Origin of the sequence: Halomonas sp. YLB-10 (genome assembly GCF_003856855.1) — a bacterium.
GTDB lineage: Bacteria > Pseudomonadota > Gammaproteobacteria > Pseudomonadales > Halomonadaceae > Halomonas > Halomonas litopenaei.
Genome location: NZ_RRCU01000004.1, coordinates 28341 through 53235, shown reverse-complemented (window position 1 = coordinate 53235; position 24895 = coordinate 28341). Strand labels below are relative to the sequence as shown.

20 protein-coding genes are annotated in these 24895 nt (G+C 65.8%); 7 read left to right on the top strand and 13 right to left on the bottom strand.

Going from position 1 to position 24895, the window contains the following annotated elements:
• The first annotated feature begins 287 nt into the window (after positions 1 to 287).
• Positions 288 to 1412 carry an efflux RND transporter periplasmic adaptor subunit gene (locus EBB56_RS10160; RefSeq protein ID WP_124804302.1) on the top strand — a complete coding sequence of 375 codons (1125 nt, stop codon included), beginning with the start codon at positions 288 to 290 and terminating at the stop codon, positions 1410 to 1412.
• Positions 1412 to 4525 carry an efflux RND transporter permease subunit gene (locus tag EBB56_RS10155; protein WP_124804300.1) on the top strand — a complete coding sequence of 1038 codons (3114 nt, stop codon included), beginning with the start codon at positions 1412 to 1414 and terminating at the stop codon, positions 4523 to 4525. The genes EBB56_RS10160 and EBB56_RS10155 overlap by 1 nt, the downstream gene beginning before the upstream one ends.
• A 24-nt stretch (positions 4526 to 4549) precedes the next feature.
• Here the strand turns inward: EBB56_RS10155 and EBB56_RS10150 are convergent, their stop codons facing one another.
• From EBB56_RS10150 to EBB56_RS10130, 5 genes are all read right to left on the bottom strand, one after another.
• Positions 4550 to 5557, bottom strand: a complete 1008-nt coding sequence (locus EBB56_RS10150) for an ArsA family ATPase (RefSeq protein ID WP_124804298.1) — start codon at positions 5555 to 5557, stop codon at positions 4550 to 4552.
• A 150-nt stretch (positions 5558 to 5707) separates the two neighbouring features.
• Positions 5708 to 5974 carry a cory-CC-star protein gene (locus tag EBB56_RS10145; RefSeq protein WP_045993347.1) on the bottom strand — a complete coding sequence of 89 codons (267 nt, stop codon included), beginning with the start codon at positions 5972 to 5974 and terminating at the stop codon, positions 5708 to 5710.
• 17 nt (positions 5975 to 5991) lie between these two features.
• Positions 5992 to 7665, bottom strand: coding sequence for a carbon starvation protein A (locus EBB56_RS10140; RefSeq protein ID WP_108132599.1), 1674 nt, complete (start codon positions 7663 to 7665; stop codon positions 5992 to 5994).
• A gap of 172 nt (positions 7666 to 7837) precedes the next feature.
• Positions 7838 to 8329, bottom strand: a complete 492-nt coding sequence (locus EBB56_RS10135; RefSeq protein WP_124804296.1) for a VOC family protein — start codon at positions 8327 to 8329, stop codon at positions 7838 to 7840.
• 259 nt (positions 8330 to 8588) lie between these two features.
• Positions 8589 to 9113 (bottom strand): hypothetical protein, encoded by a 525-nt coding sequence (locus tag EBB56_RS10130; RefSeq protein ID WP_213230607.1) that lies wholly within the window; start codon positions 9111 to 9113, stop codon positions 8589 to 8591.
• Between the two features lie 281 nt (positions 9114 to 9394).
• On the opposite strand from EBB56_RS10130, the gene EBB56_RS10125 reads away from it, so the two are divergent.
• Positions 9395 to 9826, top strand: coding sequence for an STAS/SEC14 domain-containing protein (locus EBB56_RS10125; protein WP_045993324.1), 432 nt, complete (start codon positions 9395 to 9397; stop codon positions 9824 to 9826).
• 21 nt (positions 9827 to 9847) lie between these two features.
• On the opposite strand, the gene EBB56_RS10120 is transcribed toward EBB56_RS10125, so the two are convergent.
• The 7 genes from EBB56_RS10120 to EBB56_RS10090 all read right to left on the bottom strand — a co-directional run bounded on the left by EBB56_RS10120 (position 9848) and on the right by EBB56_RS10090 (position 17463).
• Positions 9848 to 11086: an alpha-hydroxy acid oxidase gene (locus EBB56_RS10120; protein WP_108132597.1), complete on the bottom strand. Its 1239-nt coding sequence runs from the start codon at positions 11084 to 11086 to the stop codon at positions 9848 to 9850.
• Positions 11083 to 12105 carry a D-glycerate dehydrogenase gene (locus tag EBB56_RS10115; protein WP_124804294.1) on the bottom strand — a complete coding sequence of 341 codons (1023 nt, stop codon included), beginning with the start codon at positions 12103 to 12105 and terminating at the stop codon, positions 11083 to 11085. Before EBB56_RS10115 ends, EBB56_RS10120 begins: the two co-directional genes overlap by 4 nt.
• Positions 12098 to 13039: a dihydrodipicolinate synthase family protein gene (locus EBB56_RS10110; protein ID WP_124804292.1), complete on the bottom strand. Its 942-nt coding sequence runs from the start codon at positions 13037 to 13039 to the stop codon at positions 12098 to 12100. Before EBB56_RS10110 ends, EBB56_RS10115 begins: the two co-directional genes overlap by 8 nt.
• 76 nt (positions 13040 to 13115) lie before the next feature.
• Complete coding sequence (locus EBB56_RS10105) at positions 13116 to 14237, bottom strand: mandelate racemase/muconate lactonizing enzyme family protein (RefSeq protein ID WP_108447595.1); 1122 nt, start codon at positions 14235 to 14237, stop codon at positions 13116 to 13118.
• Between the two features lie 99 nt (positions 14238 to 14336).
• Positions 14337 to 15845 (bottom strand): tripartite tricarboxylate transporter permease, encoded by a 1509-nt coding sequence (locus tag EBB56_RS10100; protein WP_045993329.1) that lies wholly within the window; start codon positions 15843 to 15845, stop codon positions 14337 to 14339.
• Positions 15846 to 15924: 79 nt separating this feature from the next.
• Positions 15925 to 16434 (bottom strand): tripartite tricarboxylate transporter TctB family protein, encoded by a 510-nt coding sequence (locus EBB56_RS10095; protein ID WP_124804290.1) that lies wholly within the window; start codon positions 16432 to 16434, stop codon positions 15925 to 15927.
• Positions 16435 to 16491: 57 nt separating this feature from the next.
• Positions 16492 to 17463, bottom strand: a complete 972-nt coding sequence (locus EBB56_RS10090; RefSeq protein ID WP_124804288.1) for a tripartite tricarboxylate transporter substrate binding protein — start codon at positions 17461 to 17463, stop codon at positions 16492 to 16494.
• Between the two features lie 331 nt (positions 17464 to 17794).
• On the opposite strand from EBB56_RS10090, the gene EBB56_RS10085 reads away from it, so the two are divergent.
• Positions 17795 to 19549 carry an IlvD/Edd family dehydratase gene (locus EBB56_RS10085; RefSeq protein WP_108132591.1) on the top strand — a complete coding sequence of 585 codons (1755 nt, stop codon included), beginning with the start codon at positions 17795 to 17797 and terminating at the stop codon, positions 19547 to 19549.
• Positions 19550 to 19656: 107 nt separating this feature from the next.
• Positions 19657 to 20349 (top strand): GntR family transcriptional regulator, encoded by a 693-nt coding sequence (locus EBB56_RS10080; protein WP_124804286.1) that lies wholly within the window; start codon positions 19657 to 19659, stop codon positions 20347 to 20349.
• A 255-nt stretch (positions 20350 to 20604) separates the two neighbouring features.
• On the opposite strand, the gene EBB56_RS10075 is transcribed toward EBB56_RS10080, so the two are convergent.
• Positions 20605 to 21282: a GntR family transcriptional regulator gene (locus tag EBB56_RS10075; RefSeq protein ID WP_045993333.1), complete on the bottom strand. Its 678-nt coding sequence runs from the start codon at positions 21280 to 21282 to the stop codon at positions 20605 to 20607.
• Between the two features lie 257 nt (positions 21283 to 21539).
• Here EBB56_RS10075 and EBB56_RS10070 point away from each other — a divergent pair, with 257 nt between their 5' ends.
• Both EBB56_RS10070 and EBB56_RS10065 read left to right on the top strand, forming a co-directional pair.
• Entirely contained in the window at positions 21540 to 22994 is a 1455-nt protein-coding gene (locus EBB56_RS10070; protein ID WP_124804284.1) for a Na+/H+ antiporter NhaC family protein, read from the top strand.
• A 238-nt stretch (positions 22995 to 23232) separates the two neighbouring features.
• Positions 23233 to 24894, top strand: coding sequence for a gamma-glutamyltransferase family protein (locus EBB56_RS10065; protein ID WP_124804282.1), 1662 nt, complete (start codon positions 23233 to 23235; stop codon positions 24892 to 24894).
• The last annotated feature ends 1 nt before the right edge of the window (position 24895 follow it).

Here is a 24895-nt window from a genome sequence, read left to right as displayed (position 1 = left end):
CGATTCGCCCTGAAACACCGTGGCATGCAACGGCCTGTTGTTACTCGGCGAACGACTTGCGAAAAGATTGTGCAACCCGCACCTTGCTCAAGCCAGCGAGGCCATGTCTCAGGCATGCTGTCGCTATCCTCGGACACTTTGTACGACCATCGTATCCGATCGTTTACGCTGTGCGTCGGCCACGCCTCGAGCGCCGTCCACCGTAGAATGCCCAACGCAGGAAGCTTGCCATGCCGTCAGTTCGTTGCCCCAGGACCCTATCGCATCGCACGTCGAGACCAGGGAGGATGGGGGTTCGCCTGGCCCTGGCTCTGGTGTTGGCCCCGGTGCTGGCGGGTGTGGTGTCGCCCAGCCTGGCGCAGCAGCGCGGTGCCGGCACCCAGGGGCCTCCCCCCACCCCGGTGATCGCCGCCGAGGTGACCCAGGAGGCCTGGTCCGATCCGCTGGAGTCGCTGGGGACGCTATCGGCCAACGAGAGCGTGACCCTGTCGGCCACGGTGACCGACACCGTCTCGGCGCTCAACTTCGAGGGCGGCGAAGAGGTCAGCCAAGGCGATGTTCTGGTGGAGCTGTCCGACATCGAGGAACGCGCCGCCCTGCGCGAGGCCCAGGCACTGCGCACCGAGCGACAGAACGCGGTCAATCGCTTCGCTCAGCTCGAAAGCCGCAATCTGGCGCCCCGCGCCGACGTCGAGGACAGCCGTGCCCAGCTTCAGCAGGTGGACGCGACCATCGCCGGGCTCGAGGCGATGCTCGAGAACTACCGGGTCAAGGCGCCCTTCGACGGCGTGGTCGGGGTACGCGATATCAGCGTCGGCACCCTGGTCACCCCGGGCACCGAGCTGACCACCCTGGACGACGTCTCCCACATGAAGCTCGACTTCGACGTGCCCGAGGTCCAGCTCGGTTCGCTGTCACGGGGGCTCACGCTTACCGCCACCACCGCGGCCTACCCGGACCGGGTGTTCGAGGGAGAGATCGCCACCATCGACTCGCGCATCGACCCGATCAGCCGCAGCATCTCGGTGCGTGCCCTGCTCGACAACGAAGAAAGGCTGCTGCGTCCCGGCATGCTGATGCGGGTGACCATCGCCAGAAGCCCGCGTCAGGCGCTGGTGATTCCCGAGTCCGCGCTGGTCCCGGAAGGCCAGCGCCAGCGGGTCTGGGTACTGACCACGCGTGAGCCGACGTCGACCGAGGCCGGTGAAGTGATCCGCCGGGATATCGAGGTAGGCTCGCGGCGCGAAGGCGACGTGGAAGTCGTCAAGGGACTCGAGGCCGGCGAGCTGGTGGTCACCCACGGCAATGACCGCCTGCATGAAGCCTCCCGGATCACGCTGATCGGCATCGAGGACGACACCACCAGCGTCAGCGACATCCTGCTCGAGCAGCGCCAGGGAGACGACACCTGATGCGCCTGTCCGACGTTTCCGTCCAGCGCCCGGTGCTGGCCACCGTGCTCGCCGCCCTGATCGTCGCCTTCGGCCTGCTGGCGCTGACCCGTCTGCCGCTGCAGGAATACCCGACCATCGATCCGCCCATCGTCAGCATCCGCACCGCTTACCCCGGGGCGTCCGCCGACGTGGTCGAGACCCGTATCACCCAGGTACTCGAAGAGCGCATCGCCGGCATCGCCGGCATCGAGGTGATCTCCTCCACCTCCACCGACGGCAGCTCCAATATCAACGTTGAGTTCAGCCTGTCCACCGACATCGACGCCGCCGCCAATGACATGCGCGACCGTATTTCCGGCGCCGCCGACAATCTGCCGGACGAGGCCGACCCACCGGAGGTGCGCAAGGAGGACACCAGCTCCGAGGTGGTGATGTGGCTGATGCTGTCCGGCGAGGGCTATACCACGGCGGAGCTGACCGACTACGCCGAGCGCTACCTGGTGGACAGCTTCTCGGTGCAGGAAGGCGTTTCCGGGGTGTTCGTCGGCGGCGCCAAGGAATACGCCATGCGGGTGTGGCTCGACAATGACGCCCTGGCCGCCCGTGGGCTGACCGTCAGCGACGTGGAGTCCGCACTCAGGGCTGAAAACGTCGAGTTGCCCGGCGGCGCGGTGGAGTCACAGGATCGTCAGTTCATGGTGCGCCTGCCACGAAGCTTCTCGACCCCGGAGGACTTCCGCGCCCTGGTGCTCGATCGCGGCGACGGCGGCTATCTGGTGCGGCTGGCCGACGTGGCCCGGGTGGAACTCGGCACCGTGGAGGAGCGCTCGCTGTTTCGCGGCAACGGCCAGACGGTGGTGGGCCTTGGCATGGTCAAGCAGTCCACCGCCAACGTCATGGCGCTGTCCAAGGCGGTGCGCGCCGAAATGCAACGGCTGTCCCCTCGCCTGCCGGACGGCATGAGCCTGTCACTCAACTACGACGCCTCCACCTTCGTCTCCGGCGCCATTCGCGAGGTGGTCAGCACCCTGTTGATCGCCATCGGCCTGGTGGTGGTGGCAATCTTCGTGTTCCTCGGTAACCTGCGCACCACCCTGGTGCCGGCGGTCACCGTACCGGTCACCCTGATCGGCACCTTCGCCGCCCTGGCGGCCATGGGCTTCACCATCAACCTGCTGACCCTGCTGGCACTGGTGCTGGCCATCGGCCTGGTGGTGGACGACGCCATCGTGGTGCTGGAGAACATCCATCGACGCATGCACCTGTACGGCGAGACGCCGCTGGTGGCGGCCTTCCGCGGTGCCCGCCAGCTGGCCTTTGCGGTTATTGCCACCAGCCTTGTGCTGATCGCGGTGTTCGTGCCCCTGAGCTTTATTCAGGGCGACGTCGGCAAGCTGTTCACCGAGTTTGCCCTGACCCTGTCGGCGGCGGTGGCCATCTCCACCCTGCTGGCGCTGACCCTGACCCCGATGATGGCCTCCAAGATCCTGTCGCCAAGCCTTCACGAGGGGCGCCTGGCCCACTGGGTCGACCAGGGGCTGAACTGGGCCCAGGGGGTCTACCGGGCTTGCCTGGAGGTCGTGCTCAAGGCGCGCTGGCTGGTGGTAGCCTGCTTCGTGGCGATGCTGGCCGGGATCGCCTGGCTGTATCCTCAACTGCCGGCCGAGTACACCCCGCGGGAAGACCGCGGCACCTTCTTCGTCATCATCAGCGGCCCGCCCGGCGCCACCTTCTCCTATATGGAGGACTACATGGACGAGGTCGAGGCGCGGCTTTTACCCCTGCGCGAGAGCGGCGAGGTCGAACGGGTGCTGATCATCGCGCCCCAGGGGCGCGGCAACACCGAGAACTTCAACTCCGGTTTCACCATCGTCGGCCTGTCGGACTGGGCCGAGCGTCGACCCGCCTGGCCGATCATGAACGAGGTGCGCCAGTCACTGGCCGACCTGCCCGGCATCCGAGCCTTCCCGGTGATGCGCCAGGGCTTCGGCGGCGGCACCGAACAGGGCGTGCAGTTCGTGCTTGGCGGGGGCAGCTACGAGCAGCTGGTGACCTGGCGCGACGCCCTGATGGACCATATTCGCCAGACCAATCCGAGACTGTTGAACCTCGAGAGCGACTACGAGGAAAACCAGCCCCAGCTCAACGTCAATATCGACTACACCCGCGCCGCGGATCTCGGCGTCACCGTCAGCGAGATCGGCCGCACCCTGGAGACGCTGCTGGGTGGCCGCACCGTGACCCGCTTCACCGACCAGGGCGAAGAATACGACGTCATCCTCGAAGGCGAGCGCGGCTCCACCCCCACGCCGAGTTCCCTGGACAACGTGCGGGTGCGCTCGGACCGCACCGGTGAGCTGATCCCGCTGTCGAGCCTGGTCACCGTCGAGGCCTTCGCCGGTCCCAGCCAGCTCAACCGCTATAACCGCCTGCGGGCGATCACCCTGCAGGCCGACCTGGCCGACGGCTACTCCATGGGCGAAGCGCTGGACTACCTCGAGAACGCCGTCAGTGAGGTGCTGCCGGCGGGCGTGCAGACCGACGTCAAGGGGGCGGCCCGGGACTATCGCGAGTCCACCGGCGCCACCACCTTCCTGCTGGTACTCGGCACCCTGGTGGTCTTCCTGGTGCTGGCGGCCCAGTTCGAGAGCTTCGTCCATCCGCTGGTGATCATGCTGACGGTGCCCCTGGCCATCGGCGGCGCCCTGCTCGGCCTGTGGCTCACCGGTCAGTCGCTGAATATCTATAGCCAGGTGGGCCTGGTCATGCTGGTGGGGCTCGCCGCCAAGAACGGCATCCTGATCGTCGAGTTCGCCAACCAGCTCAGGGACGAAGGCACCGAGTTCCGCGAGGCGCTGATGCGTGCGGCCATGACCCGCCTGCGTCCCATCGTGATGACCTCGGTCACCACCATCGCCGGCAGCGTGCCCTTGATCCTGTCCAGCGGCGCCGGCGCCGAGACGCGCATCGTCATCGGCACCGTGATCTTCACCGGCGTCGCCGCCGCCACCTTCTTTACGCTGTTCGTGGTACCGGTGGCCTACGATCTGATGGCACGGCGCACCGGCTCGCCCGGCGACGTGGCGCGCAAGCTGGAGCGAGAGATGGAACAGTCGCCGGACGCCCACTGAACCGTTGTCCTGGAAACCAGCGTTCTAAAAACCTGCGTTCTCCAGGCAGTCGGCCAGGGTCTCCAGCGCCGGGACACCCTGGACGTCGGTGGCGAGCCAGGGCACCCGCGGACGCGGCAGGTGGGCGAAGGTCGTATCGATACGCGCAAGGTAGGTCTCTTCCTGCACGCGACGGGCGGCAAGAAAGTCGCCGTCCGCCTCTACCGGCAGTACGCGGTTGACCAGGGTGGCGGCAACGGGAATCCCCGCCTCTTCCAGTGACGCCACGGCACGGGCGGTCTCGAGGATCGGCAGGCGCTCCGGCGTCAGCACGAACAGGAAGCCATTGTGACTTGCGTCCTGGATGCGCCGGCGGGCCTGATGAAACAGCCGCCGTCGCGCCAGCAGGGTCTCGGCGATATCCCGGGTGCGCGGGTCCTGATCCCGGGACGCTGCCTCGTCGTCCGACTCGAACGGCGAGGCCACGTCGCGCCGAGAGCCAGGCGTCAGATGGGCCAGCACCTTGCCCAGATGCTCGGACTTGCGGCTATGGGCGAGCAAGCCGTCGGTCCAGGCGGCCATGGCCTCGGGCAGGCTCAACAAGCGCAGGGTATGACCGGTGGGCGCGGTGTCGAACAGCACCAGATCGTAGGGCAGGCTGTCGTCGGTCATCAGTCGCGACAGCCGCTCCAGCAGCGCCGCCTCCTGGGTCCCCGGCGACTGCCGCGACAGGCGCATCTGACGTTCCAGCTCATCCATCATGGCAGGCGCCGCATAGCGCCGCATCTGGGCGGTTACCCGCGCCAGATGCGCCTCGACCTCGCGATCAGGATCGATCTCCATGGCGTCCAGGCCGGGCAATAGCCGCCGCGGGGTATCCCCGAGTTCACTGGCAAAGACGTCGCCCAGGCTATGGGCGGGGTCGGTGGAGGCCACCAGCACGCGCTTGCCTCGGCGTGCCGCCAGCACGCCCAGCGCCGCCGACATCGAGGTCTTGCCGACGCCGCCCTTGCCGCCGACCCACAGTCGGCGACGATCCAGCAGTTCCTTCATGGTCTTCCCTTGTCCATTCTGGTCCCTTGTCAGCCCAGCCCTTGTCAGCCCTGTCCTTGTCAGCCCGGTACAGCGTTACCCCCTGTCCAGCGCACGCTCGGTCCCGGCAATTGTTGCTAGAGGGTGTCGTGATCGTCCTCCGCCCCCGGTTCAGCAGCAGCGGAAGTCATCCAGCGGTGAGCGCTCCATGCCCATGCGCTGGTGCCAGTCATGGAACCGTTCCATCAACAGTGGCTGAAGCTCCAGGGTGTAGTAGCCCACCGGATTGGGCATGCCCATCAGCTCCGAGAACACCAGCAGCATGAACAGGTCGTCCTCGTCGCGCCGGGCGCGGGCAATGGCACCGCGATACGGCGCCGAGTAGGACTCCTCGGCGAAGTGGCGCGCCGACGACAACCAGCGACGCCACTTGGCCAGACCCTCGTCGTGATCGCTCACGGCGCCTCCCCGCGCACCTCATGGCGTAGCCGCTTGAGCGCCGAGGCGCACTCCATCGCCACCAGCACCGAGGCGATCAGCACCACAATATCGAGCGCCAGCAGGAAGTAGTTGCCTGCGACGAAGAAGCTCTTGAGCTGGGCCAGCAGCGCCAGCACCGTGACGATCAGCAGGAACACCAGGGGAATCAGGGTGTAATAGACCGGGCGATGGTTGCGCATCAGCATCACCGTGACCACCAGCAGGGTCAGGCCGGCCAGCAGCTGGTTGGTGGTGCCGAACAGCGGCCAGATGATCAGGCCACCGGAACCGTCTGCCCCGGCGCCGAAGGCCAGCACCAGGCACGACAGCACCGCCAGCAGGGTCGCCACCGCCGGCTTCTTCATCCACGGCTGGTCGTAGATCTCACCCCACTCCTGGAAGATGTAGCGCTGCAGGCGCAGGCCGGTATCCATGGTGGTGCCGGCGAACAGTGCCGCCATCACCGTGAGCAGGGTCGCGGCGGTGGCCTGGGGCAAACCGATGCCGTTGTGGATGATGAAGGCACCGCCCTCGACGAAGGCGTTGACCCCGCCCTTGCCGAAGGCGTCGTACATGGCCTGCCAGTCGCCGAGGGTGGCGAAGCCTGCGGTGGCTGCCAGGATCGACCCCAGCGCCAGCATGCCCTCGCCCACCGCGCCGAAGTAGCCGACGAAGCGCACGTCGGTCTCGCGATCCAGCTGCTTGGAGGTGGTGCCGGAAGACACCAGACCATGGAAACCGGAAATCGCGCCGCAGGCGATGGTCACGAACAACAGCGGGAACAGCGACGGCGTGCCCTCGGGCACATCGCTGTTGAAGCCAGGCGCAACAATGTCCGGGTTCAACAGCGCCAGGGCGCCGTAAAGGATGATCAGGCCGATGAACAGCTGCAGGCCGTTGATGTAGTCGCGCGGCTGCAGCAGCATCCACACCGGCAGCAGCGAGGCGATGGCGGCATAGCCGAACAGCAGGAGGATCCACACCGCCTGACCGGACAGCACGCCGACCTCGGTGGGCATCTGGATCGGCACCGCCGGCCCGATGCCGATCAGCGCGTAGAGCGCCACCACACCGATCACCGATACCAGGCCAAGGCCGATGATCCGGCGATAGATCAACTGACCGATGACCAGCGCCACCAGGATGGCGCCCCACACCGGGATGACAGCCGAGGGGAACTTCATCATCAGGCCGGCGATGACCACGGCAAAGACCGCGTTGACCATCAGCAGCAGCAGGAAGATCACGATCATGAAGATGCTGCGGGCACGGGTGCCGACCACTTCCCCGGTGAGCGCGCCCACCGACTTGGCCTTGTTGCGCACGCTGGCCCAGATCGCGCCGGCGTCATGGACCCCGGCGAAGAAGATGGTGCCGAAGATGACCCACAAGAAGGCCGGTACCCAGCCCCAGATGACCGCGATGGCCGGGCCGACGATCGGTGCCGCTCCGGCCACCGAGGTGAAGTGGTGGCCCCACAGCACGTAGCGATTGGTCGGCACGAAGTCGACGCCATCTTCGAACTCGTGGGCGGGGGTGACGAAGTCCCTGGACAGCTTCAACACCTTCTCGGCGATGAACTTCGAGTAGATGAAGTACCCGAGGGCCATGGCGGCCAACCCCAGGACCAACACGATGACTGCACTCATGAGCGACTCCCTTGCGGCAGGTTATTGGTAACGGCCTTGAGTCGAGGGTCCCTTCCTGAAAGCACAGCACCCGTAGCCACCAGGCTCTCCTCGACGTCCTACCCCCTGCTTAACAGCTTTGTTTTTATTGGAAAAACAGCATCCTGGATATCCGCCAGAACGTGGACCGAGATCAACTATCGTTGCTGGATCTGGCGTTGCTGGGCCTGGCGCTGCTGGACCTGGCCTGGGGCTCGCCCGGCCCTGGCCAGAAGAAGGGATTGTGGGCCACCTCCCAGAGGTGCCCGTCGGGGTCGGCAAAGTAGCCGGAGTAGCCGCCCCAGAAGGCCTTCTGCCCAGGCTTGAGCAGGTTCCCGCCCGCTCGCCTGGCCTGGATCAGCACCGCGTCCACTTCTTCGGGGTCCTCGGCCATGTAGGCCAGGGTCACGCCGCGAAAGCCCTCGCCACCGGCGTTGACCATCAGGTCATCGGCCAGATCGTGCCAGCCGTACAAGGCAAGCCAGGTACCCTGCAGCGAAAAGAAGGCGATCCTGGGGGCGCTGTCCTCCAGGCGAGGCCAGCCAAGCCCCTGTTGATAGAAGTCGATGGCCCGTTCGAGCGAGTGAACACCGAGGGTGACCATTCCGATACGCGGCTTGGGCGCGCGGGGTTCGACCTTTGCCATCTGGCCCTCCTGACGCTTTGGCGTACGACAGCTATTGCTGAGAGCCTAGACGGGAAAACTCTGATGCTGGAGATACAAAAAACCCGCCGTGTCGAAACGACACAGCGGGTATCAAGGTGGTTAAGCTTTTTCGTCGGCGGCGTAGGCGATCGTCAGGTGTCGTGATCCACTGACAGTGATGAGATCACCGACATGCCTGGGCATGGCCCGAATTGTCGACGACCGCAGGTACTTGCCGCGCAAGCCTTCCGCTTTATCCTTAGCCTTCGACAACCAGCTTATAGTCCAGGGTTGGGTTCAGCGGGCAGGAGTAGACGTATTCACCGGGTTCCAGGCTGACGGCGAAATCCCCGGTCTGGCCGGTGCCGAGGCCGCCGCCGGATACGCTGGGTAGCCGAGCGCGGTTGAGCAGGCCGTCGCCACGCAGCCAGAAACCCAGGTCATAGGGCACGCCCTCGTTCTTGACCCGGAACACATAGTCTCCGGCGGGCACTTTCAGCACCCTGGCCTCTGCCAGCCGCGCCTCACCGGTGTCGTCGTTGAAGGCCTCGCAGTCGGCCTTGCTCTGCGGGTGAATGCCGTGATCGGTGCCGTTCTCGCTTTCCAGGAACTGACAGCCGACCTGGGTCAACTCGATGACGGTTGCCTGACCGGAGGACGTGTCGGCTGCCTGGGCTTGCTGTGAATGGGCCGGCGCGACCCAGCCCAGTGCCCCCACCAGGCCGAAGGCCAGGGCCCAGCTCGCCCACCCCACCGTCTGGCCTTTCTCTCCATCCGCTTGCATGTTCGCCACCCTCCTTTGCATGATGATGCCTGATCTGGTCATGGCGCCGACATTGCTGTGTTCACACCTGTATCTATCGCTACGTTAGAAGCAAGGTCGGGGCCTACCTGTCGTTGTCGCTATCGTTACGTCAGGCCTTACGACCGAGTGCAAGGACGGCAAAGCGTTGGCGTCGAACACGGAAGATCGGCCGCCATGGATGCCACAGCGACTATGCTGAGAAAATCCCGTCACGCTGCATCGCGACGTGAGTCCCGCCGTCCCCGACAAGGAGATTCAAGATGCTCGAGCAGATTCCCCACCCGGCCGAACACGTGGTCGCCATCCGCGCCGGCGGTACCGTGACCGCGCAGGAACTCCAGCAAGCCATCGATCTGATCGAAATGACCAAGAAGCGCTGCCCCAAGGTCAGCCTGGTGGCGGAACTCGATAACCTGCGATGGATGACCCTGACCGCGCTGCTACGTGACCTGGGCTATGGACTAACCCAGATCGGCGAGCTTGACCACTACCATCGCGCCGCGGTGATCACCGACAAGGAGTGGATCAAGCACATCGCCCATCTCGAGGACAAGCTGGTCAGGAAGATCGAGATCCGCACCTTCTCCCACAAGGAGCACAGCGCGGCCATGGAGTGGGTGGCCGAACTGCCCGAAGCAGCCACCGATGACGCCGATGAAGAGCCCGAGCAAAAGGGCTACCACGGGGCCTGACGCACATCAGGCGCGAGCGGCTCAGTCGGATGCCTTGTCGCCGGTCTCGACGCCCGCCCCGACACCCGTATCGGCGGCTGTCGTGGCACCTGCCGTGCCACCTTCCCTGCGGCGCAGCAGGTGGGGGCCGAGCTGGTCGATGGCGGTTACCCCGAGCAGCGCCATGTTGCGCTCGATCTCTTCGCTCATCAGACGAATGGCGTGGGCGACCCCCGCCCCTCCGGCGACGCTCGCGGCATAGTTGAAGGGCCTGCCGACGAACACGAAGTCGGCCCCCAGCGCCAGCGCCTTGAGCACCTGGCCGCCGCGGCGAAAGCCGCCATCGATCATCACCGGAACCTTGCCCTCCACCGCCTTCACAACCTCGGGCAGCATGGTCATAGGCGCCACCGTAGCGTCGAGCTGGCGACCGCCGTGGTTGGACACGATCAGACCGTCGGCGCCCGCCTCGCAGGCCCGGCGTGCGTCGTCGGGATGCAGGATCCCCTTGACCACCAGCTGGCCGGGAAAGCGCGAGCGCACGTGCTCGAGGGTCGACCAGTCCAGGTGACGCCGGCCGGCGAAGTCGCGGGCGGCGTGCTTCGCCAGCACCGGCACCCCGCGCGTCGCCGCGTTGTTCTCGAAGTGGGGAACGCCATGACGCAACAGGGTGCGCAGGAAGGTGCCGGTGAGCCAGCGCGGACGTGTCAGTCCATCCCAGGCCAGCCGCGCGCTCGGCTTCAAGGGGCTCGAAAAGCCCGAGCGACGATGGTTTTCCGGGTTGGGCGGCACCGGGTAGTCGACAGTGATGACCAGACGCTTGTAGCCGGCCTGGATGACCCGCTCAAGCAGGGCGTCGATGCCCTCCAGGGTGCCGGGCAGGTAGGCCTGGAACCAGTCCGCACCGGTGGCCTCGGCGAGTTCCTCCATGGGTATCAACGAGGAGGCGCTGACGATCATCGGGATCTCGGCACGTTGGGCCTGTTCGGCCAGCACCATGTCGCCCCGGTAGGCGGTCAGCGCGCTGATACCCATGGGGGCGATACCGAAGGGCTGCGAGAACCGCTGCCCCAGCAGCTCCACCTCGGTGGAAATCGACGACACATTGACCAGCGCCCTGGGCAGCCAGTGCACTTCATTGAAGGCCTCGCGACCAGCCCTTGCCGTCTCGCCCTCCTCGGCCACGCTGGCGACATAGCCGAACAGGGGCCGCGGCAGGTGGCGACGTGCCGCCCGCTCGAAGTCGTCCAGACTCAGGATGCGCTCGAGACGTCGCTTCATGATGCCCTCCCTGCTCGCCAGGACGCCTGGTTGACGGCGTTGACCGGGCCTTCGCCGACCAGCGCGCCGATCAGGTTGTCCACCGCCCGCCGTGCCATGGCAGCACGGGTCTCGTGGGTGGCCGAACCGATATGCGGCAGCACCACCACATTGTCCATGCGCGCGAGCGGCGAGTCGGCGTCCAGCGGCTCCTGGGTGAAGACGTCGAGCCCGGCGGCGCGGAGGGTGCCCTGTTGCAGCGCCTCGATCAGCGCCTTCTCGTCGACGACCTTGCCCCGGGCGATGTTGATCAGCGCGGCGGAGGGCTTCATCCGGGCAAGGGCGTCGGCGTCGATCAGGTGATGGGTGTCATCGCTGTAGGGCACCGCCAGACAGACGATGTCGGCGCGCGCGAGCAGCTCGTCCAGGGTGCAGTGTTCGGCGCCGAGGTGTTGCTCGAGCTCAGGCTTCGGTGCCCGCGCGGTGTACAGCACCGACATGCCGAAGCCCAGCGCGCCGCGCCTGGCGATCGCCGCGCCGATACGCCCGGCGCCGACGATGCCCAGTGTCTTGCCGTGCACGTCGTGACCAAACTGGTCGGGCCCGACATGGGACGTCCAGCGTCCTTCACGCACCATGCAGGACAGCTCCACCAACCGCCGCTGGGTCGCCATGATCAGGGCAAAGGCGGTGTCTGCGGTGGTCTCGGTAAGCACGTCCGGGGTATTGCACAGCAGGATGCCCCGACGATTCATCGCCTCGAGCGGCAGTTGGTCGTAGCCGACCGAGATGGTCGACACCACCTCGAGATGGGGCGAGCGCTCGAGCATCGCTTCATCGAGTTCGAGCTTGCCGCCGATCAGACCGTGGGCGCTGGCCATCGCTGCCTCGAAGGCCTCGCGATTGCCCTCGCTCAGATCCTCGAAATAGTCCACCTGGCCCACCTCGTTCAAGGCCGCGAGTTCCTCCTCGCCCAGCCGCCTCAGGGCGACGATACGAGGCGCCTGCCCACGATCGCGGGCAGCGGGTGCTTTATCCATGTTGTTCCTCCTTGAGTCCCGGCATGGCGAAGTCTCGCTCTTCCAGCGCCGCGATCAGCTCCTGGCGGCGCCCTGACGCCAGTTCAATCAAGGGCGGGCGTAGCGTCGCCCAGGACGCCTGTCCCGAAAAATGTGCGGTAGCCGCCTTCATCGCCGGTATCAGCGGGTAGCGCTCGAACAGATCGCGCATGGCGTTCAGCCCTGCCTGGCGTTCATCGGCCTCGGCTGTCTGCCAGTCGGCGGCGAGCCCGGCGATGGCCGCCGGATTGACGTTGGCGGTGGCACTGATGCAGCCCGCTCCCCCGCCGCGCAGCGTATCCAGCAGAAAACGCTCGCTGCCGGCGTACACCGCAAAGCCGTCGGCGCCGAAGGCGTCGATCAGTGCCTGGGTGTTGGCGAAGTCGCCACCGCTGTCCTTGATCCCCGCGACCATCTCGGGGAAGGCCTCGCGCAGCCGTGCGATCAGCTCGATCGACAGCGGCACCTGGGCCACCGGCGGAATATGGTAGAGATACAGCCGCAGGCGCGCATCGCCTACCCGCTCGATGACCTCGGAATAGTAGCGATAGAGGCCCTCGTCGCTGACGCCCTTGTAGTAGAACGGCGGCAGCATCAGCACTCCGGCCGCGCCCATGTCTACCGCGTCGCGGGTCAGCGTGACCGTATCGTCGATGGCGCAGTGGCCGGTGCCCGGCATCAGCCGGGAGGGATCGATGCCCGCCTGCCCCAGCTGTGAGAGCAATTCGCGCTTCTCGCCAAGGGTCAGCGAGTTGGCCTCGGAGTTGGTGCCGAACACCGCGAGTCCGACCCCGTGGGAGTCAAGCCAGCGGCAGTGGGCAACGAAGCGCTCGGTATCGACGGCGAGATTCGACGTAAAGGGGGTGATCACCGGCGACCAGGCGTCGCCGGCATGGGACAGGTTGGTGGCTGTCATGATGCGATTTCCTTAAATGGAGTGGAGCGCTCGATCGAGGTCGGGCCCCGCCCGACCAGCGTCCGATGACGACGGGTCACGACCAGGGCTCGCTGGCGTAGCGCTCCAGCGCCTCGCTGTCGAAGTTGAAGCCAAGGCCCGGGGCGCTCGGCAGCAGCAGGTTGCCGTCGGAGAACTGAAGCTGGGTGTCGATCAGCCGGCGGAAGTTGAGGACCTGATCATCGGCGAAGAACTCCACCATGCGCGCGTTGGGCGCCGAGGCCACCAGGTGTACGTGCAGGTCATGGAACCAGTGGGGATAGACCTCGACCCCGTAGCTCGCCGCCGTGGCGGTGATGCGGCGAAACTCGGTGATGCCGCCGCACACCGCAGCGTCGGTCTGCAGGATCATCGCCGCCTCCTTGTCCAGCAGCTCCTTGAAGCGCCAGCGTCCGGCCTCGATCTCGCCGGTGGCGACCGGCACCGGGGTACGCTCGGCCAGACGGCGGTGGTTGTCGATGTCGTCGGGGCTGAACGGCTCCTCGATCCAGAACGGCGAGTACGCTTCGGCCATGCGCATGAACGCGAGCGCAGATGGCAGGTCGCGCCAGGCGTTGTTGGCATCCATCATCACCGCCACATGGGGGCCGACCGCCTCGCGCACCGCCGCCAGTCGCGCCTCCTCCCCGGCCAGGTCCTCGCGGCCCACCTTCAGCTTCACCGCCTTGAAGCCCTGCGCCACGTAGCCGGCCATTTCCTCGCCCAGCATCTCCGGCGTCTTGCCGTCGAGGTAGTAGCCGCCACTGGCGTAGGCCGGGACGCTGTCGCTGTCACTCGCCCCCAGGTACTTGTACAGCGGCAGCCCCGCCGCCCGGGCGTTGCGATCCCACAGGGCGGTGTCGAGAATGCTGATGGCCCGCATCACCGAGCCGCAGCGACCATGCAGCAGAGACTCCTGATACATGGCCTGCCACAGGCCTTCGGTGGCGTGGGCGTCGGCCCCCAGCAGTACTGGCCTCAGCAGCTCACGAACCGCCTGTGATACCAGCAGACCGGCATTGTTGCCGCCGTAGCAGAAGCCGATCCCGACCACGCCGTCGTCGCCTTCGACCTCCACCAGGGCGTAGTCGCGCTTGAACACCTGACGATTGGAGAAGCTGGTGGGATGGTCCAGCGGAACACTGATGGTGCGGGCACGGACGTCGCTGATACGCGTCATGGTGGGCTCCTTTCAAGACATTGTTGTGGTTGTCGCTAGCATGGTTGCAGGCGTGGATGAAGCGCTGTCACCGCTATTGAAGCGGTGACGGCGCCTCGATCAGCCGGTGCGTGCCCCGCGCCGCAACGAGCTTCGCAGCCAGCGGAAGACCGGCGTGGCCTGAAGGATCGACAGCACCGCGATGCCGAGCAGCACCATGGCGATGGGGCTTTCGACGAAGATCATCGGGCTGTTCTGGCCGATCAGCATCGACTGCTGGAAGCTGGTTTCCATCACCGGCCCCAGGATCAGACCGATGACCATCGGCGCCGGTGAGATGCCGGCCTTGTTCATCCAGTAGCCGAACAGGCCGAAGCCGAGCATCAGCCCCACCTCGAACAGACTGTTGTTGATGGCGAAGGCGCCGATCACGCACAGGGTGATGATGGCGCAGGCGACGAAGCTGTCCGGCACCTTGGTCACCCCGACGCACAGCCGGGTGAACATCAGCCCCACCGCCAGCAGGCCGACATTGGCGAAGATCACCGCCCAGATCAGGGTGTAGGTGACATCGCCATAGTCGGTGAGCAGGTTAGGGCCTGGCAGGATGCCCTGGACCATCAGCGCCCCCAGCAGGATGGCGGTGGACGAACTGCCGGGAATGCCGAGGGCGATGGTCGGGATCAGCGCGCCGCCGACCACCGCGTTGTTGGCGGCCTCGGGGGCGGCGACGCCGGCGATGTCGCCCTTGCCGAAGCGGCTCTTGTCCTTGGCAAAGCGCTTGGCTTCGTTGTAGGCAAACCAGCTCGCGGTGTCGCCGCCGGTGCCGGGGATCAGGCCGGTGACGATACCGATGCCGCCGGAGCGCAGGATGTTGGGCATCAACGTGCGCAGCTCTTTCAGCCGCGGCACCAGCCGATCGGTGATCTTGCTGGCCACCTTGTCGCTGTCGTGGGCGTTTTCGATCAGGATCAACGCCTGGGGAATCGAGAACAGCCCGATCAGAGCCACCGTGAATTCGATGCCGGAAAACAGGTTGATGTTGCCGAAGGTCATGCGCGGTGTGCCGGTGATCAGGTCCATGCCCACGGTGCTGAGCAACAGCCCCATGATGCCGGACAGCAACCCGCTGACGATGGAGCCCTGGGACAGCGAGCCGATGATGGTGATGCCCAGCACGGCGATGGCAAACAGCTCCACCGGGCCGAACTTCAACACCAGCACCCCCAGCAACGGTGCGGCGGTCAGCAGGGCGATACCGCTCATCAGGCCGCCAAAGAAGGAGGCGAACAGCGACACCCCCAGCGCCTTGCCCGCCTGCCCCTGCTGGGACAACGGAAAGCCGTCGAGCACCGTGGCCGCCGCCGAGGGCGTGCCTGGGGTACGCAGCAGGATGGCGGCGATGGAGCCGCCGTAGGAGGCGCCGACGTACAGCGAGGCCAGCATGCTGAGCCCCGTCGCCGGGTCCATGGTAAAGGTCAGCGGCAACAGCAGCGCCAGCGCCATGGTGGCGGACAGCCCCGGCATGGCGCCGACGAACAGCCCCAGCAGGGTGCCGCCGAGGATCAGCGCAATATTGGTGAAGGTGAGCACATTGCTCAGTCCCACCATCACAAGCGAGTCGTTCATAGGGTCAGGCTCCAGGTTCGCGCGGGTGCAATGACGACCTCAGCGAAGCCGATCGGTGTGGCGAAGCGCACGACAGGGCTTAAAACAGCGGCGGCAACAGCGGCACGGGCAGGCCCAGAAAGCCGATGAATACCAGGCAGATCACGGTGATCAGGCCGGCGATGCCGATCAGGCTGAAACGCAGTGACACATGGCGCACCAGCCACAGCGACAGGCCCATGAAGGCCGCCGTGGCGACCACATAGCCGAGCCAGGAGATGCTGTAGATGTAGACGGCGGCGAGCACGAACACCGCCATCGCCTTGAGCGGCCTGGCGGGCGGCGCGGGCGCGCTATCGCCTTCGGTGAGTTCGCCCTCGGCCAGCTGACTGCCCTCGAGGGTGGGCGCGGCGCTCGACGAGGCCTGGGCCCGCGTGCGGGAATGCGCGGTCAACTCCTGCACGATCATGGCGATGGCGAATAGCCCCACCACCACCGCGTAGATCAGCGGCATCCGCGCCGCGGCGTCGGGATAGCCCAGCGAGGTGACCCCGAACAGCGTGGCCACCCCCAGGGCGAAAAGGCCAAACAGCAGGCGACTGAGTTTCATCAGTATGACTCCCTCGGTCGCTTGCCGACGGGCCAGGCCCGTCGGCAAGCGCACCGATCAACCGTTGATCTCGTCCTTCACGCTGGCCCAGATCTCCTCGAACTGGCCTTCCATGTCCTCGATCATCTGGCGATAGTCGTCGCCGGTCTGGATATCGAGGTTCATGGCCCGCTCCTCGGCGACCTTCTTGAACTCCTCGTTGGTCTTGAGTGCCTCGAAGGCGTCGATCAGCTGCTGGCGCGCCTCCTCGGGGATGCCGGCAGGTGCGCTGTAGCCACGTGAGGAGCCGGCCACCACCTCGATGCCCTTCTCGCTCAGGGTCGGCACGTCGGGCAGCATCGACAGGCGCTCGCGGGCAAACACCGCCAGCGGCCTCAGGCTACCGGACTGAATGTGCCCGTAGACGTTGCCCAGGTTGTTGAAGCTGGCGTCGATCTGCCCGCCCATGGCGGCGGTGGCCGAAGGTCCGTCACCCTGGAACGGCACCTTCTGGAAGCTGATCCCGGAGGCCTGCTCGATCAGGATGGTGGAGAAGAAGTCGTCACCGCCCACGCCGGAGTTGCCCACGGTGATGGTGCCCGGGTTCTCTTCGGCGGCGGCCAGGAACTCCTCCACCGTCTCGTAGGGACTGTCCGCCGGGACCACGATGATGCCCGGGTCGGTCACCACATTGGCGATCGGGGTCAGCTCGTCCACCGAGTAGGTGATGGTGTCGTTCATGATGTAGTTGGTCATCAGCATCGGCGTATTGGTGATGCTGATGGTGGTGCCGTCGGCCTCGGTCTGCTTGGCCAGGCGGGTCCAGGCGATGGCACCGGTAGCCCCCGGCAGGTACTCGTTGACGAAGTCCACTCCCAGCGACTCGCGCAGGAACGGCTGGGTCAGCTGGGCCAGGGCGTCACTGCCCCCGCCGGCCTTGAATCCCTGCAGCACCTTGATCTCGTCGCCGGCGGAGTACTCCGCCATGGCGGCGCCGGGCAGAAGCAGGGTCGACAGAAGGATGGCGGCGTAAGCTCCACGATGTTTCATGGCTGCACCTCTTGTGCGGTTGTCGTTGTCTTTATCGTTGTCTTGCACTGGTACGTGCGACGGGCGCGGTCATCGCGCACCTGCTCAGGCGCTGTCTTCGAGCGCTGGGCCCTGTCTCAGGACGCTGGGGCGCTGTCTTGGGGCGCTGAGTCGGGGCGAAGGCGCCGGGCACGTCGTGACTGCCAGATTCAACGTAGACGGTCGCCAATAAAATTGTCAATAATCTTGTTAACCATCTTTTCTCGTCCTAACCTAGCTAGCGAACCACGACGCAACGCCCTCCTGCGAAGGGGCTGTTCGGCGCCAGCGATAAAGATACGAGGACCGATCGATGAGCCAGGACTCAGACAACAACCACAACAACGCCACCCGGGGCATGTCCAACCGCCTGACCAACTACGGTGACGCCGACTTTTCGCTGTTTCTGCGCAAGGCGTTCATCAAGGGCATGGGCTATACCGACGATGCGCTGTCGCGGCCGGTGATCGGCATCGCCAACACCTACAGCGGCTACAACGCCTGTCACGGCAACGTGCCGGGGCTGGTCGAGAGCGTGAAGCGAGGGGTGATGCTGGCCGGCGGGCTGCCGGTGGAGTTCCCCACCATCACCCTGCATGAGTCCTTCGCCCACCCCACCAGCATGTACCTGAGAAACCTGATGGCGCTGGACACCGAGGAGATGATCCGTGCCCAGCCGATGGATGCGGTGGTGGTGATCGGCGGCTGTGACAAGACGGTGCCGGCCCAGCTGATGGCGGCGGCCAGCGCCGATATACCCACCGTCCAGCTGGTCACCGGGCCCATGCTGTCGGGCTCCCATCGCGGCACCCGGGTCGGCGCCTGTACCGACTGCCGTCGCTACTGGGCGGCCTACCGCGGCCAGGACATCGACGACGCCGAGATCAGCGAGGTCAACGACAAGCTGGTGCCTACCGTGGGTACCTGTTCGGTGATGGGCACCGCCAGCACCATGGCCTGCCTGGCCGAGACCCTGGGCATCATGCTGCCCAACAGCGCCACCGCGCCGGCGGTCTACGCCGACCGCCAGCGCATCGCCGAGCAGTCCGGGACCGAGGCGGTACGGCTGGCCCGTGACGGGGTCACGCCCTCCCGGATCCTGACCCCCAAGGCCTTCGAAAATGCCCTGCGGGTGCTGCTGTCACTGGGTGGCTCGACCAACGGTCTGATCCACCTGACCGCCATCGCCGGTCGTCTGGGCATCGACATCGACCTGGACGCCTTCGATCGCATGAGCCGCGAGACGCCGGTGCTGGTCGACCTCAAGCCCTCCGGCGAGGGCTACATGGAGGATCTGCATCGCGCCGGCGGCCTGCCGACGCTGCTGCGAGAGCTGAAGCCCCTGCTGCACCTGGACACCATGACGATCAATGGTCGCACCCTGGGCGAGAACATCGACGCGGCGGTGCATCTGGTCGAGCAGCCAGTGGTGCGCCCACGCTCCCGCCCTGTCTACGCACAAGGCGGTATCGCCGTGCTGCGCGGCAACCTGGCCCCGGCCGGCGCCATCATCAAGCAGTCGGCGGCGTCTGCGGAGCTGATGCAGCATCGCGGACGGGCGGTGGTCTTTCATTCGCTGGAGGATCTGGCGACGCGCATCGACGATCCGGACCTGGACGTCAACGCCGACGACGTCCTGGTGCTGGCCAACATCGGCCCCAAGGGTGCTCCGGGCATGCCCGAGGCCGGATACATTCCGATCCCGAAGAAGCTCGCCACCCAGGGCGTCAAGGACATGGTGCGCATCTCGGACGGACGCATGAGCGGCACCGCCGCCGGCACCATTGTGCTGCACGTATCGCCGGAGGCCGCCGAAGGGGGAACGCTGGGCCTGGTGCGCGACGGCGACATCATCGAACTCGACGTCTCTGCCAACCGTATTTCGCTGGAAGTGGACGAGCAGACCCTGGAGAGCCGCCGCCAGGAGACCACGGCCCCGCCGCGTGAGCAGCCACCGATGCTCGGCTATCGTCGGCTGTTCATGGAGCAGATCCTGCAGGCCGACCAGGGCTGTGACTTCAAGGTGTGCCGCCCCGAGTCCCACTGTCGCGTGCCGACCCAGGAGTGAGGAAAGTCATTCAAGCCGATGAAGGCGGTGAGCGCTATTGATAGACTGGAGTCGGCGACGGGACCGTCTCGTCGCCGCTTCACCATCGTGATCGCAGAGGATGCGAGATGAGCCAGGTCAGCGTGCAGGACCCTTCCAACAGCACCCGTCGTCCCAGCGCCACCAGCGTGGCGGAGGACATCGTCGGCAGTGTCGAGGAGGACATCGTGCTGGGGCGTCTGCACCCCAGGGAGCGGCTGGTCGAGGAGGACCTGATCGAGCGCTTCGACTGCAAGCGCCACGTGGTGCGTCAGGCGCTGTTTCAGCTCGAGAGCATCGGCCTGGTCGAACGCATCAGGAACCGCGGCGCCTTCGTCAAGGCCTACACGCCCGAAGAGGTCGAGCAGCTCTACGCCATGCGTGAGATCCTCGAACTCGCCGGTGTCGACGCCCTGCCACTACCGGCGCCGGAGCAGTGGCTGAGCGAACTGGAGGACATCCATCAGCGCTACAGCGCTGCCGTGGACGCCCATGATCTGCGACGGGTATTCCATCTCAATATCGCCTTTCACCGCACCCTGTTCGCGGCGACCGGCAATCCCTACCTCTACGAGACCATCAACGAGTTCGCCCAGAAGGCCCACGGCATTCGTTTTATCGCCATCGCCGACAGCCACAGCCTGTCCCGGGCGCGCCACGAGCACCAGGCGATGATCGAGGCGATCCGACAGCAGGACCGCCACGCACTGCGCGAGCTATGCCGTCAGCACCTGCTGCCCTCCAAGAATCGCTACCTCGAGCTGCATCCTTCCAATCGCTAGGCGCTGACATCCTCCCTTGCAGGCATCCCTGGCGACCTCCGGGAACTGACGCGCCACTAGGGCTTGTCTGAAAAGTGCCTGCGCTCGGTAATACGGCGTTAAAAATCGGATCAAAATGCTCATTTACACCCCGTAAACTGCGCTTTCTCACCGATTTTTGCCTTGTCTAACCTTCGCTCGTCGACTTTTCGGACAGCGCCTAGCCTCTTCCAGCGCTTCCTCCAGCGGCCGACAGGGCGAGCCATCAGCGAGCCATCAGCCTTGCTCGCAGGCGCCCTTGGCGACCTCCCAGGACTGACGGATATGATCTTCGAGAAGGTAGCGGGCATCGTGGATACGCCGGTCCAGCGCCAGCTCGACCAGCTCGCCGTGCTGGGCATCAAGGCGGTCACGAATCTCCGGGTTGCCCGGGGCCAGACGACGATAGCGATCGAACTGATCGTGCAACTGCTCGATGAAGCGCAACAGCCAGTGCGAACCACAGGGCGCCAACAGGGTGCGGTGAAAACGCTGGTGGGCCTGCTCCCACTGTTCGATCTCGCCCTGGGCCTTGTTGGCCCGCGACAGACGATGGCTGGCGGCCAGCAACTGCGACTCCCACTCGGCGTCACCCTCCTGGAAGGCCTGGGTCAGCGCCATGCACTCCAGCTGCATACGTAGCCGAGAGATATCCTCGAGTTCTTCCGCCGACAGCGGCGGCACCCGGAAGCCGCGCTGATTGTGCTGCTCCAGCAGGCCGTAGGCAGCCAACCGGTTGAGCGCCTCCCGCAGCGGGCTCAGCCCCACCTCGTAGCGCTCTTTCAGCGCGCTGATGGCGAGCTTCTCCCCCGCCGCAAAACGCCCACGGATCAGGTCCTGCTTCAGCGCACTGAATACCTGGCTCGCCGCCGTCTCGCCGCTCGCCGCTACCTCGGCTGGTTGGGAATTGATCATGACAACACTCGCAAATAACAGGCTTGCAGAGTACGTCGGCAATTGACGTTCGCCAAGCGCTGGGCCATAGTTTTTAGAAAATATCGATATTAACTACAGTAGACGATATTTCTTACAACGATCGAGATATTTCTTCCACAAGGGTCGATATCTCTCACAAAACAGGCCCTGACACAGAATGCCCCGACACAGAAAGCCCTGACCCAACAGGGCGGAGCCTGTCCCTTTCACCACAACAACAGCTTCGGAACACGCCCATGTCCCAAGACGCTTCCCCTTCGACAGCGCCCGCTGTCTCGCTGTCTGGCCCTCGCCATCTGATTCTGCTCATCGCCGCCATCGGCAGCCTGCTGGTCGGCATCATGGGTCTTGGCATTCCCACCGCGGTGGCGCTGATCGTTGCCGGTGCCATCGCCATGACGCTATGCCTTGCCTGGGGTATCGCCTGGTCCCGTCTGGAAAGTGATCTGCTCAAGGGCATCCAGGCCATGCTGGTACCCATCCTGATCCTGATGAGCGTTGGCATGATGGTGGGGGTATGGATGCTCTCCGGCACCATTCCTGCCATGGTCACCCTGGGCCTCGAGTCGCTGACGCCGGGGCTCTTTCTGGTCGTGGCCTGCCTGTCATGCTCGCTGATGTCGGTCATGGCCGGGACCTCCTGGGGCACCCTCAGCACCATTGGCGTGGCGCTGATGGGGGTCGCGCTGGGGCTCGGCATTCCCCCGGCCTACGCCGCCGGCGCCATCGTCACCGGTACCTTCTTCGGCGACAAGCTGTCGCCGCTGTCGGATACCACGGTGATGGCCTCGGCGGTATGCGAGGTCAATATCATCACCCACATCCGCCATATGCTGTATTCGACCCTGCCGGCCTACCTGATCGCCCTGGTGGTCTACGCCTGGCTCGGCAGCGACGTCGCCACCTCCGGGGCGACCCTCGCCGGTGACGGCATGTCGACCCAGACCCAGGCGATCATCGACACCCTGGCCGCCACCTTCAGCGACAATCTGCTGACCCTGTTGCCGCCCCTGGTGGTGTTCGGCTGCATCCTGGCCAAGAAGCCGGTGCTGCCCGCCTTCATGCTCGGCATCGTCAGCGCGGCGCTGATCGCGGTGGTGCTCCAGGGCGCGAGCCTTTCCGAGATCGGTTCTGCCATGAACGCAGGCTTCGTCGCCGATACCGGGGTCGCCATGGTCGACAAGATGCTGTCCCGGGGTGGCCTGCAGGGCATGATGTCCACCGTGGCGGTGCTGATCGCCGCCGCCGTATTGGGGGCCCCGTTCAAGAGTGCCGGCACCCTGGACGCCGCCATCGCCTACCTGGCCCGACGCCACGCCGGCCGGCGCCAGGTGCTCGGTGGCTCCATGGCGCTGCATAGCCTCGCCTTTCTGCTGACCGGCAGCTACTACGTGACCTTCTCGCTGCTTGGCCCGCTGCTGCGCCCGCTGGTCGCCAGCAGTGGCAGCCCGACCAAGAACCTGTCACGTATCCTCGAGGACACCGGCACGACCCTGTCGCCACTGGTGCCCTGGGGCGTCACCGGCGCCTTCACCGCCGCCACCCTGGGGGTCGCCACCGCCGACTTCTTCGTCTACGCCATCCTCTGCTACGGCGCCATCGCCTTCTCGTTGCTCTATGTACTCACCGGCCTGACCCTGGGTCATGGCAGCGACGAGCGCCAGCCGGCCGGCTCCGCCTCCGGGGCCTGATATTCCGCCAAGACCTGCGTCACCGCTGGATCGCGGCCACGATGAACATCAAACCCGCCATCATCCTCGGGGCCCGCCTTGCCGGGCCCCGAACCGTTAGATCGCTCTTCAGGGGATTGACGGCCTTTCGAGGGCGCGGCATAGTCGGGTCATAAAATCGATTTTTAACACCAATAACGATTGACCCGATCCAGCTTGGATCAGCGACCTCGAGTCAGCCACCTTGAAGAGAGACGCCATGTCTTCCCAGCGCGCGAACCCCAGCTCCCTGTCCACTCCCTACCCCGATGCCACGCCCTACCCGTCCCGGCGCAGCCCGACCTATTCTCGCGATGGCATGGTGGCGGCGTCCCAGCCCCAAGCCGCGCAGATCGGCCGCGATATGCTTGCCCGCGGCGGCAACGCGGTGGACGCCGCCATCGCCACCGCCGCCGCGCTGACGGTGGTCGAGCCCACCGGCTGCGGCATCGGCGGCGATGCCTTCGCGCTGGTGTGGATCGCCAACGACGATCAGGGCAACGGCGAGCTGCACGGGCTCAACGCCAGCGGCGTGGCGCCCCAGGCGCTGAATCGGGAAGCGCTGGTCGAGGCCGGCCACGACAAGGTCCCGCTCTACGGCTGGACCCCGGTGACGGTGCCCGGCACGCCATCCGCCTGGGCCGAACTGTCGCGCCGCTTCGGCAAGCTGGATTTCAAGACCCTGCTCGAACCCGCCATTCGCCTGGCCCGCGATGGTTTTCCGGTGTCACCGGTCATCGCCAGCCTGTGGCAGCGCGACACCGCGACCTTCCACAAGCACCTCGAAGGCGAAGCCACCCAGCCCTGGTTCGACACCTTTACCTTCGATGGCCGCGCTCCCGACGCCGGTGAGTGGTTTCGCAACGAAGACCAGGCCAGGACCCTGGAGGCCATCGCCGAGAGTCAGGCGGAGAGCTTCTACCGGGGCGAGCTGGCCGAGGCCATCGACGCCTTCTCGCGTCGCACCGGCGGCTATCTGCGCAAGGACGACCTGGCGGCCTATCAGCCCGAGTGGGTCACCCCGATCTCGGCCCGCTACCGCAACGTCGACGTCTGGGAGATCCCGCCCAATGGCCAGGGCCTGGTGGCGCTGATGGCGCTGCGCCTGCTCGATGGCTATCCGGCGTCCCACCGCGACGACCCGGAACTGCTGCATCGTCAGCTCGAGGCGATGAAGCTCGCCTACACGGACGGCAAGACCCATATCAGCGAGCCACAGGCCATGACCTACACGGTCGAGGAGCTGTTGTCCGACGCCTACACCGAGGCCCGTCGCGAGCTGATCCAGGACGCGGCCATCGACCCGCAGCCGGGCAAGCCCAGGGCCGGTGGCACCGTCTATCTGGCCACCGCCGACGCGGACGGCAACATGGTGTCCTTCATCCAGAGCAACTATCACGGCTTCGGCTCCGGCATCGTGGTGCCGGGAACCGGCATCGCCTTGCAGAACCGCGGTCACGACTTCAGCCTCGACGAGAGCCACGACAATGTGCTCAAGCCCGGCAAGAAGACCTTCCACACCATTATCCCGGGCTTCCTGACCCGAAACGGCAAGGCGTTAGGGCCCTTTGGCGTGATGGGCGGCTTCATGCAGCCCCAGGGCCACGTCCAGGTGGTGATGAACCTGGTCGACTTCGGCCTCAACCCCCAGTCGGCGCTGGACGCACCGCGCTGGCAGTGGATGGGCGGTCGCACCATCGGTATCGAGCACGGCTATCCGGCACCGCTGGTACGTGCCATGGCCGCACGTGGTCATCGCATTCAGGTAGATACCGACAGCCGCAGCTACGGCCGTGGCCAGGTGATCCTGCGTGACCCCGATACCGGCATCTACTGCGGCGGCACCGAGCCCCGCACCGACGCCACCATCGCGGTGCTCTGAC